The following is an 18,670-nucleotide window of genomic DNA, read 5'->3' as shown; positions in this document are numbered from 1 at the left end:
TTCAGAGACTCCCGTGGAAGAGGGAGACGCCGGTTGTCAAAGAAATCACCAACAGTAGCACTCTTCTATCTAATACTCACTCAGGTTCAATCTGGTCCCACTCGGCAGGGTCAGTTTGGAAGTCGTTCTGCTCTAATCGGCGAAGTTCTTGAAAGGTGTCAGAACGATCCTTGATCTCATTCCAGGCCATTCGAAATGCAGGTCGCTTCAAATTCGATTCGATGCCATCCTGCCAGTTCTCCCACGTTTCCTTGCTAACCCGCTCCTCAAATCGCAGAAACACCTGTTCGTTCGAGAGATCGACGTAGTAGTAGAGATCAGGAAACTCCTCTTTGAATTCCTCGTCGGTCAATTCGTCCCCCAAGAGTGCTTTTACCGGTAATTCCCGAGCCAATTCTCTATATTCACGAGAGAGCTCATCTTCGAACTGGGTTGTCGCCTGTTCCTTTCGAAGCTTGACCTGCCGATATGTCAAAAATACAGCTCCAACCGCAACAACAACGGCTCCAGCCTGAATAATTGGAGCCCAGATACGGAGGGCGTCAATCAAGTCCATATGCAGGCGATTATCTCCATCGGGAAAAGTTTCGACTCAATATCAACCGCCATCTCCGAGTTCACCTTTCGGCAACATTAAAGACGGTCGTGTGATTCGGACATAGCATACACATTACCTCCTATGGAAAGCGATTCTCTCTCCCAGCGGAAGGCTCAATTGGACAAGGAAGAACGTGAACACCTCGAAGACGTCGTCACCGAGATGCGAGAGCGCGTCGAGGACAACGTCGACTTCCAGCTTAAACAAAAAGGGCTCGACGACGAGCCCGAGGACATCGACTCGCTGGACGAGGATACCCAACAGCTCGTAGAAGCGATCGAACTCGAAGCTGTCGACGGCGAAACTTGGTCGGAAGCCTTCGAACAGTACGTGACTGGTGTGGGCTACACGATCGTCAATCGTCTGGCCGCGCTGCGCTGCATGGAGGTGCGGGGGTTCATCGACGAGGAGGTCACCGTCTTCAAGGATAACGGTCTGACGCCCGCCGCCGAGACCCTCGTCCATGAGGAATTCCTGCTGGAGGACGAAGCCATTCTGGAGGCGTATCACAACGCCTGTGACGATCTCGCTGAGGAAATCGAGATCCTGTTCGATCGTTCCTCGGCGTACAGCCTCATCGATCCCGACGACGATACCTTCGAGGAACTCTGCGGGATGCTCGACAGTGTTGAAGACGTAGTTTGGCGGGCCGACGATGTGCTCGGCTGGGTCTACGAATACTACAACGTCAAACTTCTCGACGATCTGCGTCGCAAGGGCGACCGCGAAGGGCTTGATCCCGAGGACGTCCCGCCGGCGAACCAGTTCTACACCCCCCACTGGGTCGTCCGGATGCTCACCGACAACTCCCTCGGAAAGCTCTACCTCGAACACACCGGCGAGCTGCAGGAGGTCGTCGACGCCCAGGATTCGTTGGCCCCCGAGGAGCGCAAGAACCGCCCACTCTCACCGGACGAGTCGCCCGACATCGCCGACTTCTGTACCTACCTCGTTCCGAGTGAGGAAGCGGGCGAGCCGACCGACTTCGACCACCCTCGGGAGCTGCGGGTGATCGATCCGGCATGTGGGAGTGGCCACTTCCTCCTCTACGCCTTTGACGTGCTCGAACGCATCTGGCGCATCGAAACGGACCTCCCCAGTGAGCAAATTCCCAGAAAGATTCTGCAGCACAACCTCTACGGCGTCGATCTGGACATGCGGGCCTGCCAGCTCGCGGCGTTCAATCTCTACCTCAAGGGTCGCACCCGGGCCGAAGCCGAGGGCGCCGATGGCTTCGACATGCCGGAGGTGGGAATCGTCTGTGCCGATGCCTCCATCGCGGAGATCGACGGCGTCGAGGCGGTGTTCGACGAGATCGCCGGCGACGACCCCGAGGTCCAGCAGGCGCTTGAGCGTATCCTCGACGCCTTCGAGGAGGTTCACGGTCTCGGTAGCTTGCTCGACGTGCGCGGCACCCTCGGCGACCTGTTCGAGGACGACGCCGACATCGGCGGCACACAGCTGACCCTCGGCGACGACCCTCGCGAGAGCCACACGCTCGGGCAGGTGTTGCACAGTCTGCGGGAGGCTGTGGAGGAGCACCGGGAAGGGGACTCGTTCCTAGCGCAGGATCTCCGGAGCTTCGTTCGGCTGTTGGATATTCTGGCCCAGGACTACGATGTTTCGTTGATGAATCCGCCGTACGGATCGCGAAATCGGATGCCCGATTCGGTTAAGGGCTACGTTGAGGATCATTTTAAGTACAAACCAGAGTTCTACATCAATTTCTTCGAAGTGTGCGATACTCTCTGCAAAGACGACGGCAGAATTGGGATGCTAGTCCCTCGCACATTCATGTACAAGAGCACCTTCGAAGACTTCAGAGAAGACTTCGTGGGTCAGCGTGGAGAGTTCGATTTCTTAGCTGAATATGGAATCGGTGTTTTAGACAACGCTACCGTCCGTACTGTGGGTACTGTCGTTAGAACTGGTCGATCGATGGAAGACAGCACTGGCGACTTTTTCAGGCTTCACGATCTTGCGTCTGAGGAGAAAGAAGAAGGATTCCTGTATTCAGCCTTTGAAGAATCGAACACCAATTCGGAAGTCAATCGACGATATGAAGTACCGATTTCCGAATTTTCGCGGGTCCCCGGAACCCCTCTCTCGTACTGGACACCGCCCGAGATACGAGATCTGTTTGAGTCGGAGATCGTGTTTGACGCGGACAACGCCGGAATTAACCGCAAAAGTTTGGGGATTACTAAGCAGGGGCTTATAACCGGAAATAACGCTCGCTTCGTTCAGAAGTTTTGGGAATCATCGGCGGGGAGGTGGGTTCCGTTTGCGAAAGGAGGTGAGGATGCTTGGGTGATGCCGAGCGTAGACTCAATGGTTTACTGGGAAAAGGAAGGTGCAGAAATCCGACGCATCACTTCATCAAGGCCGCAAAATATCCAGCACTTCTTCACGGAGTCCTTGGCTTTCAACCGAATCAAGGAGACAGGTCGACGGTTCGGTTATTTGAACGATGCATCGATATTTAGTGACACGAGTATGGTATTTATACCAAACTCGAATTTGTGGAGCGTGCTACCGTATTCAAATAGTGACTTAGGTACGTTCCTCGTTCTATCTCTCACCGTAGGTCGTCACTGGAACGTCGGAGAAATCGGAAGAATTCCTTGGCCATCCCCGATAGCGGACTCAGACGAGCTGGAAAAGCTTGCTGTATCTCAGTTCGGCGAAATGGTCAAGAAACGGATGTATGAGCCGGACAGTCCCTATTACGTATCCCCATACCTACTTCCTGAAGAATATGCTTCTGGATTCTTCTATCAAGACCATCCCCACGTCGAGAAAGTAACGAACCTCCTTGACATCGAGTTTTCCGGGGGAGCTAGTGATCGAACAATCCACAGTCTCGCGCGTGAAGGAGAACAAGCCCAGCTAAAAAGAGATGCAAATCTTGAGCGGTACGCAGCGGAAATCGACTCGAAAGTATACGATTTACTCGATATTTCTGATGAGTCTAGACGGAGAGCGAAGCAAGAAATCTTCCTCCGCACTTCTGAAGACCCTGGGGACCGCGAAGTTCCCGACCCCGAATCCGTCCCCGAAATCCCCGAGAACGTTGACGAACAGGTCGAGGACCTCGTCCACCACTTCGCCATGGAGGCCGTCCGAGAAGCCGAAGACGGCATCGTCCCACTCCATGACACCGAGGACCAGCCGAACATGCTGGACCGCATCGTCGAGCGCTTCGAGGACGCCTACGGCGAGCACGCCGACGACCGACTGATCGAGGTCGACGAAATTCTCGGCGCCGAGTCCGCCGCCGAGGAGGCATACCCCAATCTCCGCCGGTGGATAGCCGAGGAGCTGTTCGACTACCACGTGAGCCGGATGGAGAACACACCTATCATCTGGAAGCTGACGACCGAACGTCTACTCGCCGACTCCACCGGTGAGGGGTTCGCATGCTTCGTCGACTACCACAGCCTCGATTCAGGGTTGTTCGACCGCCTCTCGAACCAGTATCTCGAACCGAGGAAGGCCGAACTCCGGGAGCAGCGCAGCGCCGCGAACCGCCGCCGAGGCGACGAGGCGCTATCCGCCAGCGAGCAAGCAGAGGCAGCCGAGCAGTACGAGCGCTGTGCGAGCGGGCTCGACCAGATCGCCGTCTTCGAGGACATCATCCAGGATCTCGGGAGCGTAGACGAACGCGAGTTCGATGAATCGGATCGTACGCTGGTGGAGGACCTCGCGCCGAAAGTCGCCGCGTTCCGGGAGGAGACCCGCGAGCGCGTAGACACGCTCGCGGAACTGCACGAGCGCAAGAGCTCGGCGTGGTTCAAAGATACCTTCTCGGAGAAATTCTGGGAAACCGTCGACGAGTGGCGCGACGAGTGGCTCGACGCGCTTGCGGAACTCGAAGGTGCCTGTGAAGCATACGCCAAGCCGACCGACGAGCCTGTAGAAGCACACCTCGCCGACCTGTTCGACTACTTCAACTGGCGACTCAAGGGCTCGGACCACTACTCCAGCTCAGGCATCCTGTTCATGACCTACTACTTCGAGCGGGAAGGTTCCGACCTGCTTGACGAGAACGGACAACCTCACGATCACCTCTCCGAAGACGAACGCCGCCTCGCTTCGTTGGCGATGGGGCTTGACGATGTCTCCATCGTTGATGAGGAGTACCTCGAAGCAGTCGCCGATGACGAGGGCGTGGATGACATCGAGGACCTACCGCCGCTGGCCGAGTTCAAGGCGCTGGCCGAAGAGATCGACGACCGCTGCCAGACAATCGACAAGCGCGTTCCTTCGGACTGGGCTGACCGCGCGCTCTCAGAGATAACGACTGCTGGCTATCAGCCCAACCACAAGCACGGCGTCGAAATCAACATCACACCGCTCGCCAATGCCGAGATCGTTCCAAAAACCGTCGACGATGATGTGCTCTAACTCGCAAATTGACCGGGCATATCTGTTATACACCAAACTTATGCCCATTCCTGCCTGACGTATAATAGAGAGTTATGTCCACACCAGAATCCTCTCCGGATCGCTCTGTCGATCTTGACGAGGATGACTGGGAGGAACTCAAGGAGATAATCATCGAGTTCCTCTCCAAGTACGATGCACTCTATGAGAAGCGAGTGCAGAAGCTGATTTTCTACTGTGAGATCAAGACCGCTATCAAGACCGGACAGCGGCTAACCGATGCCACGTTTATGCCGTACGATTACGGTCCTTATTCCAGAACCGTTACTGCAGCCCTCGAGGAGCTGGATGAGGAGGGGCGAATCTCCGTTCGGGATAACGGTCAGTATGCGACTGCCCTCGATGGCGGCTCCCTATCGCCGAAAAAGAAGTATCTGATCGAACGGTTCCACGAGGAAACGAAGCGGATGAGCACTGACGAGTTAGTCGACCGCGCAAAGGATACCTGGCTGTGGAAGCATTTCGAATATTCCGAGGACATGGACTTTGCGACGTATATCGATGACGTGATTATGTCTCCGGAAGTCCGTCATTGCTTGGAAGACCCTGACCGGGATCCTGTCGACGAGCCGGATCTGGAGCGATTGCTTTCCTGATGGATGTGTGAAATTCCGACGGATACTCCCTGGGACATCAACTGGGATCGGGATTTCGAAGCCACCGTCCAAGAGCTAAAACAGAGTGGCTCCTTCGATACGTACCGGAAGAAAATCATCCGGATTATGCGCAATCCGGTTCGCGAGGGGTCCTACAAGAGTGAAAACCTGAAAGGACTCAAGACGGCCCATATACCGGGAAACCGGCAGCATATCATCTGTTTTGAGATCACTCCGGGGATCAACGATGAGTCCCAGAAAGACGATCTCGAAGAGCTGTACTTCCATTTCATCGACCATTGGGACAACTACGATTCAGCATTAACGCGCCGTGACCCTGCAGATCAGGAAGATGGATTCGAGATCCACATCCCGTATTACGGTGGCCCATTCGACGTTGAGAAAGTAATCCACACGGTCTATCAATCTGCGAAGGAGCATGACGGACTTCGAGTCGCTGCTCAAGAATGGGACGACGAGTACGTAAGAATGACCGGAGAGGCAGATCCGGATGTTAGACACGTATTCGATGAGATTCTACCTGACGCTGCAACCATAGAATACGACGAGAACACGCTATTTTGAGGCGCTCTGGTGACCTCCGAGGTCCCCGAGGTTTTTAGAATTCCTACGGTTGAATTGAGGTATGACAAAACGAGGAACAATTCTAGAGTGGGCGATTGAACGGATCTTCAAGGCAAAAACAGGAATCCTGTTTTTCGGAGCGATATTGATCTTAGTGGGTACTGAGCTACGGATTGACTATCCGCTCGCCGGTTACTCTCTGACGTTTGTAGGCTTAGTAACTGACTGGGGAATTGTCTACCTTGTTTACCGTGAAATAAGCCAGATCCGAGATGAGGTTGAACAAACGAAATATGAGATCGAAGATGCTCGGTCAGAACTTGAGGATACAAGATCACTAGCTGAAGAAGCAGAGGAAAAGGCAGGAACTTGGAGATGAACCAGAAAGTTAGTCTCTATTGAAATCCTCAGCAAATCGCATAATTTGACAGTTTTTCTATCAATAAGAGACTCACTGGACTTCAAATTGTTACCCTTTCTGCCGTTCTATTTGTCCAAGGGCCGCAGCACCGCAGAGAGACACAGACAATTTTGAATATCGAGTTCCGAAGGACGTCAGTTCTCCATCTCGTTTTCACCGCCAGTTTAGTCGTGGTTCTCTGATTGTTGAGGTACATTAAAGGCAATTGTGTGGGTCCTTTAGTGTACGAATCAACCTCATATGGGATATGATGCTCATCTGTGTCGGTGTCCTACGTTGATTGAGAGTCAATTGACTCCTCAGCTAATTCCAAGTATCCAAGTGAACTATCCAACGGACGGCATGAAGCGATAATTATGCCCGCAATGAAGACCCTTCCGCAGTGTGCTGAAGACGCCATCGAGACTGCCATCGACGAGGCAGCCGACAAAGACCCAGTCGTGCTCTGGTGGGACGACGGTGGCTACCTTCGCGACGTCGTCGAGAGCGTGAGCCACTCGCTGGGCTGTGAGTTCCACGCAGCCGAACAGACGCCACTTGAGCTGCGCGCCGACGCACCCCGAGACCGAACCGTCTGGTACGTACCACAGGCCCACAGCGACGACGTAGACTGGTTCAAGGATGTCGAGAACACCGGCGGCGTCGTCGAAGCGCACATCGGCAAGCTCGCCGCACGCTGCTTCGAGAACGACCGCATTCAGGCGGCGTCGATCCGCACGGCCTACGAGGACGTCGGCAAAGGTGACCGCGAACAGGTCGCCAAAACGCTCTTCCAAGAACTCAACGGCGATGGCGGTCTCCCAACGCTCCAGGGCCTCCAGACGAAGATCGTCCTCGATGGCCACGAGGACCCGGTTCAGTTCGTTCTCGAACACGGCGCCGAGAACCTTCCCGACGAGACCGGCGAACTGCTACAGATTCGCGATCTGTTGATCGACAACGGCGTCGCCGCCGTCGACGGCGTCACCGACGAGGACGTGCTCGTGACGCGTACGCGGCGCTGGGCCGTCGCCGAATGGCTCGTCGAAGAAGGACTCGATCCGTCACTGCTCGACGCTGAATACCGACCCGAGTCCAGGTCGGGACTCGGAATCTCCCGACCTGAACTCCAGTCACTACTGAGCAAGGTCGACCCAGAACGTGCCGAAGAGCTGGCGCATGTGTACCTCGATCCGGACACCCAGTTCTGGCACGACATTCTTCGGTCCTACGACGACCCGTGGGAACTGGCCGACTGTCCCGTCGACGCCTCGCTCGAACACGAGCTATGGAACGAGTGGCTGCAAGCGTTCCACGACGGCGAGTACGAGACGTGTACGACCCGCGCATCAACACGCTACCAGCGTCTCGAAACGACCTACGGCGACGTCCCGTGGACGAGCGTCTGGAACCAGGCTGTCGAGGTTGCCAAACTCGCACACGAACTCGAAACGTGGGAGGGGCGTGGCGATACGACCGATGTCGTCGACCTCTACGGTGACGTCGACGATGGAACCTGGCAGATTGACAACGCCGTCTTCAACCTCATCATCTCGGGCGAGCCCGAGCGCGGGCTCCCCGAGGAGCATCCCGCGACGGCGAGTCTCGATGACCTGCGCACGTCGCTGACTGAGTCACGCTACCTCGACTATCTCAGCGACCTCGGCGACCTGGTCGTCGACCAGATCGAGGCAGGCTCACCGTTTGTCGGCGAAAACTACGCCCACCAGTTCTTCGACCAGGAGCAAGAACACCTCCAGAGTGGCCAGAGCGTTGCGCTGTTCATCGTCGACGCGCTGCGTTTCGACCTCGCCCACGAACTGGCGGAGTCTATCCGTCGTGAACTTCCCAGCCTCGAAGTTGACGAGACTGCTTGGGTCGGAACACTTCCCTCGGACACCGAGTTCGGAAAAGCAGCGCTCACGCCCGGCAGTAAGTTCAGCTTCAACATCGAACTCGACGACGGGGAACTCGTTCCGGAACGCAACGGCCGCGAGATCACTAACTACCAGCGCGAGAAGATGCTGAAAGACGATGGCTGGAGTTACATCATGCAGAGCGAGGACGACGCATCGGGATGGAGCAACACCCGCGTCGCGTACTACTGGAACGACCTCGACAAGGCCGGTGAAGAGGAGCTGACCGACTTCGAGGCGCTGTTCAGCGACCGTATCGAGAAAATCTCGGACATCATCTGCGAGAAGCTCGACCAGGGGGAGTGGGACCGCGCGTACATCCTCGCCGACCACGGCTTCGTCTCCCTTCCCCAGAGCATCGACCTTGATGGCATCTATCCACCGGACGGTGCGGAGCAAGTGACGCGCCGTTGGGTAGCCGGAGAAGACATCGACGAGGATGCACCTGGCGTCCTCCTCGACGAGAACGCTCACCTCGGCTACCTTGACGACGACACGAAAATCAGTGTCCTCGCTGATCCGATCCAGCGCTTCCGCAATCAGGGACTTCCCGATGCTCGCTTCTACCACGGTGGGGTCCTCCCACAGGAATTCGTGCTCAACTTCGTCACAATCACGCAGGAATGACCGCTTATGACTAACTTCGATCCCGGTGATACGGTCCTCCTCAATGGAAGCACTGCTGAGGTCATTAAGACCTATTCCGTCGGCGATCTCGACTATCTCCGGGCCTACGTCGAAGACGCCGGCGTGAAAACCGTCTGTATCGACGATGTCGAGGTCGAACCCAAACGCGATCAGTTTGGTGAACTGCGCTCGGCGTCAGCCGAACAGTTACACCCCGACCACGAGTCGGTCTCTGCCGAGTGGTTCGACCTACGTTCGCAGGCCCTTCAGCTTCAAATCGCCCACGAGCAGGGACAGCTGCTGAGCATTTCGAATTCGCTGGTTCGCCTCGAACCGTATCAGCTCGCCGCAGTCAACTGGGTGATGCAGAAGCTGCGCCAACGTGCCCTCATCGCCGACGACGTCGGCCTTGGGAAGACCATCGAAGCGGGGCTCATCCTCAAAGAACTTACCGCCCGAAATCGTGCTGACCGCGTCCTGTTCGTCGTTCCCGCCCATCTCCAGAAGAAGTGGATCCGAGATATGGACCGCTTCTTCGACATCGACCTCACACCGGCTGACCGACAGTGGGTCGAAGGTGAGCGCCGCCGACTCGGCGAGGAGGCCAACATCTGGGACCAGGACCACCAGCAGATGGTCACTAGCCAAGCCTTCCTCCGCCAGGATGAGTTCCAGCCTGCGCTCGAGGAGGCGTTCTGGGACGTCGTGGTGGTCGACGAAGCACACAAGGCCGCCAAGCGTGGCGAGTCGCCCAGCGAGACGTCGAAGATGGTCGAACGGGTAGCTGGTCACTCTGACTCCCTGCTGCTGCTCAGCGCGACGCCACACGACGGCAAGGGTGAAGCGTTCCGCTCGCTCGTCGAGTACATCGACCCGTTCCTCGTCTCCGAGGACCAGGATCTCTCGAAGGAAGCCGTCGACCGCGTGATGATTCGTCGCGGGAAGCAGACGCTGTACGACGACGACGGTGAGCGCATCTTCCCCGACCGCGAGGTCAATTCCGTTCCCGTGGAGATGACTCACGACGAGCGGCAGTTCTACCGCGCGGTTACTGACTACGTCCAGAACGTCTACAACCGCTCCGAGAAACTGAACGAGCCAGCGGTCGGGTTCGCGATGGCGCTCATGCAGAAACGCCTCGTCAGCAGCATCGGCGCCATCCAAGCGACACTGAGTCGTCGCTTGGGCGATCTCGTCGACGAGCAGTCGACCTCCACCAGTCTCTCGGAAGAGGCCTCCGCCTACCTCGATGGCGAGGACCTCGACGAAGAGGATAAACAGCGAGCCGAGGAGGAACTCTCCGCGCTGACCGTCACCGAGAGCGATGCGCAACTTGAGGAAGAGATCGAAACGCTCCGCGACCTCGTCTCGCTCGCCGAGGGCATCTCCGTCGACTCGAAGGCTCAGAAGGTCCGCCGCTACATCCAGCAGTTGCTTGAAGAGCAACCCGACGAGAAACTCCTGCTGTTCACCGAGTATCGCGACACGCTGGACTACCTCCTCGACCTCGTGAAGGACGAACCCTGGGCCGACGAGATCCTCGTCATCCACGGTGACGTCGACAAGGAAGAGCGTGCCCGTATCGAGGAAGAGTTCAACCATGGCCAGTCCCGACTGCTGTTCGCGACCGACGCGGCGAGCGAGGGGATCGACCTCCAGCACAGCTGCCACATCATGGTGAACTACGAGCTGCCGTGGAACCCGAACCGGCTCGAGCAGCGCATCGGTCGCCTCCACCGCTACGGGCAGGACAAGGAGGTCAAGGTCTGGAACTTCACATTCGAGGACACGCGCGAGGGCGAGATCTTCGAGATGCTCCAGAACAAAGTCGAGAACATCCGAGGCAAACTCGGCAACACGGCTGACGTGCTGGGGATGCTCGACGACATCAACGTCGACTCGCTCATCATGGAGTCCATCCAGAACGAGGAGCCTGCGAGCGCAACAAAGGAGGAACTCGAGGAGCTCATCGACGAGCGCCAACGCACGCTTCAGGAGTGGTACGAACGCAGCCTCATTGACACGAGTACATTCGACCAGGAAAGTCGGGAGAAGATTCAGGAGGTGATGGACGAGTCCGAGGACGTCTACGGGACCGAAGCCGACATCCACGAGTTCGTCGAACGCGGCGTCGAGGCGCTTGGTGGTGACGTCGAGAAAGCCGGGAACAATCTCTACAGGGCCCAGCTACCTCGGTCCCTTCGGCAGGGAACGGACGAGGAGTACGGGCCGTTCACGTTCAGCCGAGACTTCGCTATGGACCACGACGGCATTGACTACGTCTCACCCGATGATGATCTGGTCCAACGGCTTATGCAGCAAATTCTGGAGAGTGAGCACGGCGATGTTGGGCTAAAGCTCCTCCCGTTCGTCGACGAACCAGGGATGGCATACAACTACCGCGTGACGTTCGAGGACGGGACAGGCGAGGTCATCCGGGAAGATATGATCCCTGTGTATGTCGATGCCCGCCATCAAGACCCCCGGCAGCGGATGGGTCAGCGTGTTGTTCAGGGTGACAGTATCAAAGGGTCGCCCGACGCTGACCGTGTACAATCGCTGATTCAGAGTCAGGACCAGCTGCGAGAAGCCGCTGACCGGTACATCAGCCAGCAGGTCACTTCCTTAAAAGAGGAACTACACGAACGCCGCCGAGAGGAGACCCAGCAAGAACTGGATGACCTTGAGGAGTATGCGGAGGCCGAACGACAGCGGATTGAGGAGTTCATCGAGAACTATGAGCGGAAAGCAGAGGCTGGATCGAATATGGACATTGCGATCCGGGGGCAACAGGAACGGCTCAACAAACTTGAACAGCGTATCGAAGACCGTCGCCAAGAATTGCAGCGGAAGGCTCGGGTCATCTCACTTGCGCCAGAGGTGGAGAACGTTTGCTTTGCTCTCCCGGTCTAATCAATATACTATCAACTAATTAATCGACCGGGATGGTCAACCCATCATCACCCCATAACCAGATTGATAGCTGGTGCTTATACAGATGAGTACTTCCGGGTGCTCACGCGGCTTCCCAACAGGGCGAGTTCACCCAAGCCGCTGTCTGGGATGCGTGCAATGATGGGATTCACGACGCAATCGAGACACAATATGCGATAGCACCAACGAATGACGAAAATAAGGACTTACCAGTTTGCGTCGAATCGAATCTCCTTCACATTCGCGTAAACTCCCTTAGCAAATTCATTCCAATCAGTAACAAGGAATCGCTTGGCTTCATATTCGCTCTCCTCATCGACATAATCCCAATCGCGCAAATATGCGAAAGCACGATCGTATTTCGTGAGGGGGCTTAACCCCTCAAGATCCAACTCGCGTTCAACAACCCCCAGATTGTCGAAAAACGGATTTGCGCAGACAACTCCATCAACACGACGATGATTTTCACCCGGCGGTACATCCTCCCGAACCACTTGTTCAGTTACCTTCACAGGTATCCTCGCCGGCTCCTCGATGCCGTCTGTTGGAATAGATACCCCATGGGCTTGTGACAGATACAGATCAGTTCTCTCAGAAAATTCAATTAATGGGCGAACATCAGCTGGATGTCCATCAATCAAGAAGTTGATGGCAATATTTCGATACCCCTCGTGATCCACAAAAGGACCGACGTAAATGATAACAGTCGATTCCGGATACACCTTGTCGAGATTGGTGATGAATACAGCCTGTTCATTACCATAGAGATCGAGGTCGTACTCGTGGTCCTGCTCTGCTTCCCGATACCGTTCTTCCTGATCCCTGAGGTTATGAATGAAATTATGGAAGCCTCGCCCGATCCAGGCTGCGTTTGACTGATTGATGGTAAATGAGGAATCACCGCTTGAAAGACCGAATAGATCCTCTAAAACGGCGAAAATGTGTTCGACTTCAACCTTGTGCAAGTGTCCTGCTCGGACATGGATTCTGACCGGGTTCCCCGGATAGTAAATATTCGAGAACAAACATATATCCGAGATATGCCCATCCGGGGCTCTAATAAAATGGTTCGAGGACTCACCATTCGGAAGCCTCAAATATTCTTCATCAGAATCATCATCTTCAATCTGATCTTCGTAGTGATCAGCCACATCGTGGCCGTGCATGTATCCCACACGCGAATTTCTTCGAATCGGGAACACCGGTTCATCCATCTTCCAATGGCGGAAGCTGTGAAGCGCATTGGATGGATCAACAGCAAACTCAACGACAGTCTTCCCATCATCAACTTGGGGTGTGTTTGTGTTGAAATCGAGTGTGGGCTCTACCCGATCATAGATCACGTTAGTAACCGACTCTACCCGTTGGTGAGGGACAGACACATCCTGAATGAGATCTGGTTCGCCATCGTCATTATCACGGACACCGAGGATGAGGCTTCCACCTTGACCATTTGCCATAGCGGCGAGTTCAAGCGCTATCTTCCGATTATCGACCTCTTTGCTCTTGTACTCAAGGCGAGTATCCTCCGGATCTCCGCGATCGATTCGGTCACTAATCTCCATATGATTGGCCTGAATGTTCTCATCCAGATTAAATCAAGGTTGACATAGAAAAACGGTCCACTTACAGGAGAACCGCTGAACGAGATTGGTTAAGGCTGACCACCAGACGCCACCCCAACACCCATCTGAAACGTCTCCATCGAAAACACTAAGAGACAAAATGCGTTCAGCCGTCAGAGCAGGTCCTTGAACTTCGTTGATTTGACCTCCATATTCTGAGCGATAGCCTCGTATACAGAGTGGGAGTTCATCTTCTCAGAGTAGAAATTCGGGAAGAAGTGGCCGTAGCCCGGTTTATCGATGAACAAGACGCCTGCCACCCGGTCAAAGGCCCTATCCGCAAAGATTCCCTCATCACCTCTGCAGATACACGAATCACCGACGTGTTTCAGGTCGTACTTCGGATCATCTGGCTCCACCTGCTGCATATAAGTAGTCGTCCCACTGTCCGGGATATACCCCTGCTTTCTGAGATAGTCACCCCACACTGCTCGGTGCTGATACACCCGGTCTGACACCTCTTTCTGTGGACCAGATGACGGGACACCGTGCAGCAGCGCCCGCATATCCTCTGGTTCAAGGAAGGAGACGTCAGCATCATAGAACAGGAGAAGTGGCCGTCCTCCACGCTGTTTTTTCACCTTGTCCGTAAGCTGATCTACAATACGGCCATCTGGGTCACGAGGGATCTTCTCCGCGCTGCCCCAGCGAATGATTGCGCCGCCGCTTCCGGTTCGCTCGAACTGGATCCGGAAACCATTGTTGTTAATCGAATCAAGAGGATTCGACGTGTCCAACTGCTCGATCTTGTCGATGATGTCGTCGACCAACTGTTCGTTGTGGTCAATATCGGCTCCAGTGTATGGGATCTTGGTGAAGTCGTCTCGCAGCGTGATGATTGCGGTGTACGGTGTATCGTTCAGTTTTTCTTCCAGCGCTACGCGGACATTGTCTTTTTTGTCCCAAGCTGTTCGACTGGCGACCTCGATATCGAGCTGGCCGATGGTGAACTCGTAGTCCGGTTCGCCCTCTGTGCCTTGGATATCTGCCGGAGAAGGTGCGAATACCCAGTTTTTGAGGGCGACATGGGCTTTCATCTCGGCGTAGAACGACTGGAAGTTGCTCTTGCTGGTCAGTCGGTTCGGATCTTTCCGTATCGCTTCGGCTGGTGATTTCTGTGCGAGTGTGTTGAGCAGGGAGAGGTAGTCAGTGCGGTCTTGCTCAATCGCCCGCCGGAGCGTATTTTCATCAGCTGCATCGGCCATGAAGTCCTGCGGTAGAAGGTCTGCAATAACGGGGTAGTCGGATTGAAATTGACTAAAGTGCATAGTTGGGGTATTGGTATCAGTGTCGGGGGACTGGCTTATAGAGGCACCAGTCCCGAGGTCCGGTCTAAGTCAAGTTACCAGCAAAATCCACGTTCAGCTCGCTCGGCTACTCAGCAACCGACTCAAATATTGGGTTTCCGGAGATAGATAAAAGGGCCTCACCATCTCCCGTCAAATTAGCACATAGAACCGTTCTCTCTGTACTATTGATATCAGCGTTAGATTGCTTTCCGGAAACGACCCGGTCACGCTTTTATGACTAGCCAGAAAACCAGTCTATCAAGCAAAGATGATCCGCGATGCTCGCGTTCTCCGCGCCGGGTTCGTTCCTCGGGAAGTTGAGCATCGCGACGCCGAAGTCAACCATCTCTCCAGCGTACTCGAGCCCATCACGAACGGGGAACCCGCCGACACGGCCATTGTCACCGGGCCGAGCGGCGCCGGCAAGACCTGCATCTCGCAGTTCGTCACCGAACGGCTCCGTGAAGAGGTCCTCGACGTCGAGACCACCTACGTCAACTGCTGGCGCAACTACACCCGATTCCGGACGCTCTACCAGATCCTCGACGACCTCGGCGCCACCATCGACATCCACCGGCAGTCGACACCCCACGACGAACTCGTCGACCGCCTCCAACAGCATGACGGCCCGCGAACGGTTGTCATCCTCGACGAGGTCGACCAGTTGGAAGACCCCAGCGTCATCTACGACCTCCACAGCCTCCCGCAGTTCGCGATCATCTGCATCGCGAACAAGGAAGAGGAGCTGTTCAGCCGCGTCGACGACCGACTCGTGAGCCGGCTGCGCTCCAGCGAGCACGTCCGGATGGACAAGTACCACGACGAGCAGCTGTACGACATTCTGAGTGCGCGGGCGAAGTGGGGCCTCGACGAGGACGTCATCACCGACGACCAGCTCTACCGAATCGCCGACGCGGCCGCCGGCGACGCCCGCCTCGCGATCGGCATCCTCCGAACGGCTGCCGGCAAGGCCGATCGCGAGAACCACGAGCGCATCACCGACGACATCCTCCTGGACGCCGCCGAGGATGCTCGTGCCCAGATCAAGCAGAAAAGCCTCGACTCGCTCACGCCGCACCAGCGCGTCGTCTACGACATCGTTCGCGAGCACGGCCCGGTCGGGCCGAGCGAAATCCACGAGCGCTATACCGAGGACGTCGAGGACCCCCGAACGAAACGGACTATCCGCACGTATCTCTCGAAGATGGAGCAGTACAACCTCCTCGAGGCGGAGGGCACGAGCCGGGATCGAGAGTACTCGCTCGTCGATTCGGCAGCTGCATCGCCGATGCAGTGACCGTGGCGCCGTCAGCTATCCCGAACTGAACTCACCGAGGCCCGATTGCTCGTGGTCCAGCGGCTCGATGACCTGGGGATCGTCGTTGCCGGGGGTGTTGACCCGCGTCGAGATCTCGTAGGCGTCCAGATCGTCCTTTGGATACGGCTGGCACAGTTCCTTGCGGGTGTCCGGGTCTGCGGTGAGCCAGTCGGACTCAGCGTCCTGTGGGAGGACGACCGGCATCCGATCGTGGATTGAGTTCATCAAGTCGTTCGGGTCCGTCGTGAGAATCGTGACGCACGAGATCGTCTCGTCGTCGCCCTCCCAGACGTCCCAAAGTCCGGCCATCGCGAACGCGGGGTCGTCCTCGCGAAAAATCCGGTAGGGCTGTTTCGATCCGCCGTTCGCCGATTTCCACTCGTAGAATCCTGAAGAGAGGACAAGGCAGGGACGTGATTCCCACGCCCGCTTGAACGCGCTCTTATCATTGGCTGTCTCGGAGCGAGCGTTGATGATGCCCTCCTCGGGCTCGTCCGCCCAGAACGGAATCAACCCCCAGTGGTAGGCATCGATCTCGTCGGAAGCCTCGTTCGTGATGATGTGGAGGTCGTCGCCAGGCGCGATGTTGTATCGGGGTGTGTACCCGCCGTCAGTGACGATCTCGGCATCGAAGCGGGCCTCGAGGTCTGCTTGGTCGATGAAGAGCGAGTTCCGGCCACACATACCGAGGAGTTCGGAGGGTAGCATCTTCAACGTGGTCGCACAGGAATCTCAGCGTTAACCAACAGATTGTCCCGATAAGCCTGAGTTGTTGGTTAACGACACGGGGCGGAGAATCTCCTAATGACAAACGGTACACCTAAACAAACGATAGAAGAGGCTACACTAACTACGCTCATACAAAATGACCCATATACTCGCCGTATCTGACTGGCGCTCTCAACCTATTGACGATCTCTACACCATTCTCGAAACTGTAGAACCAACTCCAGATTTACTACTATATGCCGGCGACGACCTCTCACGTTTCAAAAACGCCAATACTGACACTGATCATCTTGCAGAACTTGCTCGCCTCACGAAGCACCAACAATCACTCTATGTCCGAGGAAACGACGACTTCCCCCCGTCAACCGGTCCGCAATTCGATGCAGAATTTACCACCGACCTCCACAGGACTCCATACACCTACGAGGATCTCGTGTTCATCGGCCAGGAAGGATCAACCCAGGGACCTGGTCTCATCACCTATTCCGAGGACGACGTCCAACGGCACCTTTCCGAACAACGCACCGCTTGTGAAGACAGAACTCCGATTCTTGTCACTCACACTCCTCCCTTCGGCATTCTCGATGTCGGAAAGCGATTCGGGCAACAACATATCGGGTCGAAGGCCGTCAGGAGCTTCATAGACGACATCCAGCCCCCAGCTACCGTCTGCGGTCATTGCCATCAATTCGGAGGCAGGGCTGAAACCCTTGAGTACGGCACGGTGATCAACATTGCGTCCCACGACGGAGTAGACGACCCAGGAAGGTACGCACTCATCACCATCGACGCCTCGAACGAGTCTATCGAGTACGAGTTTTACGACACTCGCCATCTGCTAGGGAGCCGGCTGACTGATCTCGTCCAGGTCGGAAGAAACCGAGTGGAACAGTTCAGTGAGTTAGGAATCACTAGCCCCGATGAGATTACCGAGGAACGGCGTACCGAACTCGAAGCCCTCCCTGGAGCCTCGTCATGGCACGTGGACCGGTGGATTGCTCATCAACAGGCTTTCGAAAACGATGAGATCGTGATTCTAAACAAGTCCGCCTTCAACGACCTTCACGATACGGAGCCTCTCCTCTTAGACATAGAAACGGATCTTCAGCAGGATCGGATTTGGCTGGTCGGCACCTACAATTACCAGACCGATGCGTACCGACAATTCTTCGATCCGGACGACGAGTCAGCACTCCTTCAGGAGCTGTCTGAGTACCTTAATGATCATGGCTCCGAGCCAATCATCTACTACGGAGGGAACTACTTCGACGAACAGTGTCTCAGTCGGAGATTCGACGAACACGGCATCACTGAGGGGATCGACCATCTGGAGCGAGCACACGACCTCGGGATAACTGCACAACAGGAACTCTTCGGGCCCTTCAATCGGCATAAATTGGACGTCGTAGCGAGCGCACTCGGCTTTGAATATCAAGACCCGACCGTCGATGGATTTGTGGTCGGGAGCAAGTACACACGATATCTCCTCGACGGCGAAGAACCAGATTGGGATCGACTCAAACAGTACAATATCGACGATGTAACCGCGCTGAGAACAATCGTCGATCACATCAGATCGTAGGCTCGGGGGAAATGCGGGGCCGTCA

12 protein-coding genes are annotated in these 18,670 nt (G+C 55.8%); 8 read left to right on the top strand and 4 right to left on the bottom strand.

All coding sequences use genetic code 11. From position 1 onward, the window contains the following. Window positions 1-76: 76 nt before the first annotated feature. Window positions 77-556, bottom strand: a complete 480-nt coding sequence (locus tag ACQE3M_RS13580) for a hypothetical protein (protein WP_430506174.1) — start codon at window positions 554-556, stop codon at window positions 77-79. Window positions 557-679: 123 nt separating this feature from the next. On the opposite strand from ACQE3M_RS13580, the gene pglX reads away from it, so the two are divergent. From pglX to ACQE3M_RS13550, 6 genes are all read left to right on the top strand, one after another. Next, window positions 680-5,005: a BREX-5 system adenine-specific DNA-methyltransferase PglX gene (pglX, locus tag ACQE3M_RS13575; protein ID WP_430506173.1), complete on the top strand. Its 4,326-nt coding sequence runs from the start codon at window positions 680-682 to the stop codon at window positions 5,003-5,005. Between the two features lie 74 nt (window positions 5,006-5,079). After that, window positions 5,080-5,640, top strand: coding sequence for a type II toxin-antitoxin system antitoxin SocA domain-containing protein (locus tag ACQE3M_RS13570; RefSeq protein WP_127015184.1), 561 nt, complete (start codon window positions 5,080-5,082; stop codon window positions 5,638-5,640). Between the two features lie 3 nt (window positions 5,641-5,643). After that, on the top strand, window positions 5,644-6,225 hold the full coding sequence (locus ACQE3M_RS13565; RefSeq protein WP_127015183.1) for a hypothetical protein: 582 nt from the start codon (window positions 5,644-5,646) through the stop codon (window positions 6,223-6,225). A 61-nt stretch (window positions 6,226-6,286) separates the two neighbouring features. After that, window positions 6,287-6,604, top strand: a complete 318-nt coding sequence (locus ACQE3M_RS13560; RefSeq protein ID WP_430506172.1) for a hypothetical protein — start codon at window positions 6,287-6,289, stop codon at window positions 6,602-6,604. A gap of 398 nt (window positions 6,605-7,002) precedes the next feature. Further along, complete coding sequence (gene pglZ / locus ACQE3M_RS13555; RefSeq protein ID WP_430506171.1) at window positions 7,003-9,168, top strand: BREX-5 system phosphatase PglZ; 2,166 nt, start codon at window positions 7,003-7,005, stop codon at window positions 9,166-9,168. A gap of 6 nt (window positions 9,169-9,174) precedes the next feature. Then, on the top strand, window positions 9,175-12,081 hold the full coding sequence (locus ACQE3M_RS13550; protein ID WP_430506170.1) for a helicase-related protein: 2,907 nt from the start codon (window positions 9,175-9,177) through the stop codon (window positions 12,079-12,081). Between the two features lie 227 nt (window positions 12,082-12,308). Here the strand turns inward: ACQE3M_RS13550 and ACQE3M_RS13545 are convergent, their stop codons facing one another. Beyond that, window positions 12,309-13,667, bottom strand: coding sequence for an AlbA family DNA-binding domain-containing protein (locus ACQE3M_RS13545; RefSeq protein ID WP_430506169.1), 1,359 nt, complete (start codon window positions 13,665-13,667; stop codon window positions 12,309-12,311). A gap of 173 nt (window positions 13,668-13,840) precedes the next feature. Beyond that, window positions 13,841-14,932 (bottom strand): hypothetical protein, encoded by a 1,092-nt coding sequence (locus ACQE3M_RS13540; RefSeq protein WP_430506168.1) that lies wholly within the window; start codon window positions 14,930-14,932, stop codon window positions 13,841-13,843. A gap of 352 nt (window positions 14,933-15,284) precedes the next feature. Between ACQE3M_RS13540 and ACQE3M_RS13535 the strand changes: the two genes are divergently transcribed. Beyond that, window positions 15,285-16,313: a Cdc6/Cdc18 family protein gene (locus ACQE3M_RS13535; protein ID WP_430506167.1), complete on the top strand. Its 1,029-nt coding sequence runs from the start codon at window positions 15,285-15,287 to the stop codon at window positions 16,311-16,313. A 15-nt stretch (window positions 16,314-16,328) separates the two neighbouring features. On the opposite strand, the gene ACQE3M_RS13530 is transcribed toward ACQE3M_RS13535, so the two are convergent. Further along, window positions 16,329-17,018, bottom strand: a complete 690-nt coding sequence (locus tag ACQE3M_RS13530; RefSeq protein WP_430506166.1) for an SOS response-associated peptidase — start codon at window positions 17,016-17,018, stop codon at window positions 16,329-16,331. 181 nt (window positions 17,019-17,199) lie between these two features. Between ACQE3M_RS13530 and ACQE3M_RS13525 the strand changes: the two genes are divergently transcribed. Further along, complete coding sequence (locus tag ACQE3M_RS13525) at window positions 17,200-18,645, top strand: ribonuclease H-like domain-containing protein (RefSeq protein WP_430506164.1); 1,446 nt, start codon at window positions 17,200-17,202, stop codon at window positions 18,643-18,645. Window positions 18,646-18,670 lie beyond the last annotated feature (25 nt).

Source organism: Halosubterraneus shenae, assembly GCF_050510935.1.
Lineage (GTDB): Archaea > Halobacteriota > Halobacteria > Halobacteriales > Haloferacaceae > JBDGPU01.
Note: the sequence above shows the minus strand (reverse complement) of the source record. Positions and strands in the feature narration are given on the sequence as shown.

Excerpts from the sequence above, each read along its gene's own strand:
- ACQE3M_RS13560 (WP_430506172.1), top strand. The coding sequence starts at position 6,287 with ATGACAAAACGAGGAACAATTCTAGAGTGGGCGATTGAACGGATCTTC.
- ACQE3M_RS13565 (WP_127015183.1), top strand. The coding sequence starts at position 5,644 with ATGTGTGAAATTCCGACGGATACTCCCTGGGACATCAACTGGGATCGG.
- ACQE3M_RS13570 (WP_127015184.1), top strand. The coding sequence starts at position 5,080 with ATGTCCACACCAGAATCCTCTCCGGATCGCTCTGTCGATCTTGACGAG.
- ACQE3M_RS13580 (WP_430506174.1), bottom strand. The coding sequence starts at position 556 with ATGGACTTGATTGACGCCCTCCGTATCTGGGCTCCAATTATTCAGGCT.
- ACQE3M_RS13530 (WP_430506166.1), bottom strand. The coding sequence starts at position 17,018 with ATGTGTGGCCGGAACTCGCTCTTCATCGACCAAGCAGACCTCGAGGCC.
- ACQE3M_RS13525 (WP_430506164.1), top strand. The coding sequence starts at position 17,200 with ATGACCCATATACTCGCCGTATCTGACTGGCGCTCTCAACCTATTGAC.
- pglX (WP_430506173.1), top strand. The coding sequence starts at position 680 with ATGGAAAGCGATTCTCTCTCCCAGCGGAAGGCTCAATTGGACAAGGAA.
- pglZ (WP_430506171.1), top strand. The coding sequence starts at position 7,003 with ATGCCCGCAATGAAGACCCTTCCGCAGTGTGCTGAAGACGCCATCGAG.
- ACQE3M_RS13545 (WP_430506169.1), bottom strand. The coding sequence starts at position 13,667 with ATGGAGATTAGTGACCGAATCGATCGCGGAGATCCGGAGGATACTCGC.
- ACQE3M_RS13540 (WP_430506168.1), bottom strand. The coding sequence starts at position 14,932 with ATGGCCGATGCAGCTGATGAAAATACGCTCCGGCGGGCGATTGAGCAA.
- ACQE3M_RS13535 (WP_430506167.1), top strand. The coding sequence starts at position 15,285 with ATGATCCGCGATGCTCGCGTTCTCCGCGCCGGGTTCGTTCCTCGGGAA.
- ACQE3M_RS13550 (WP_430506170.1), top strand. The coding sequence starts at position 9,175 with ATGACTAACTTCGATCCCGGTGATACGGTCCTCCTCAATGGAAGCACT.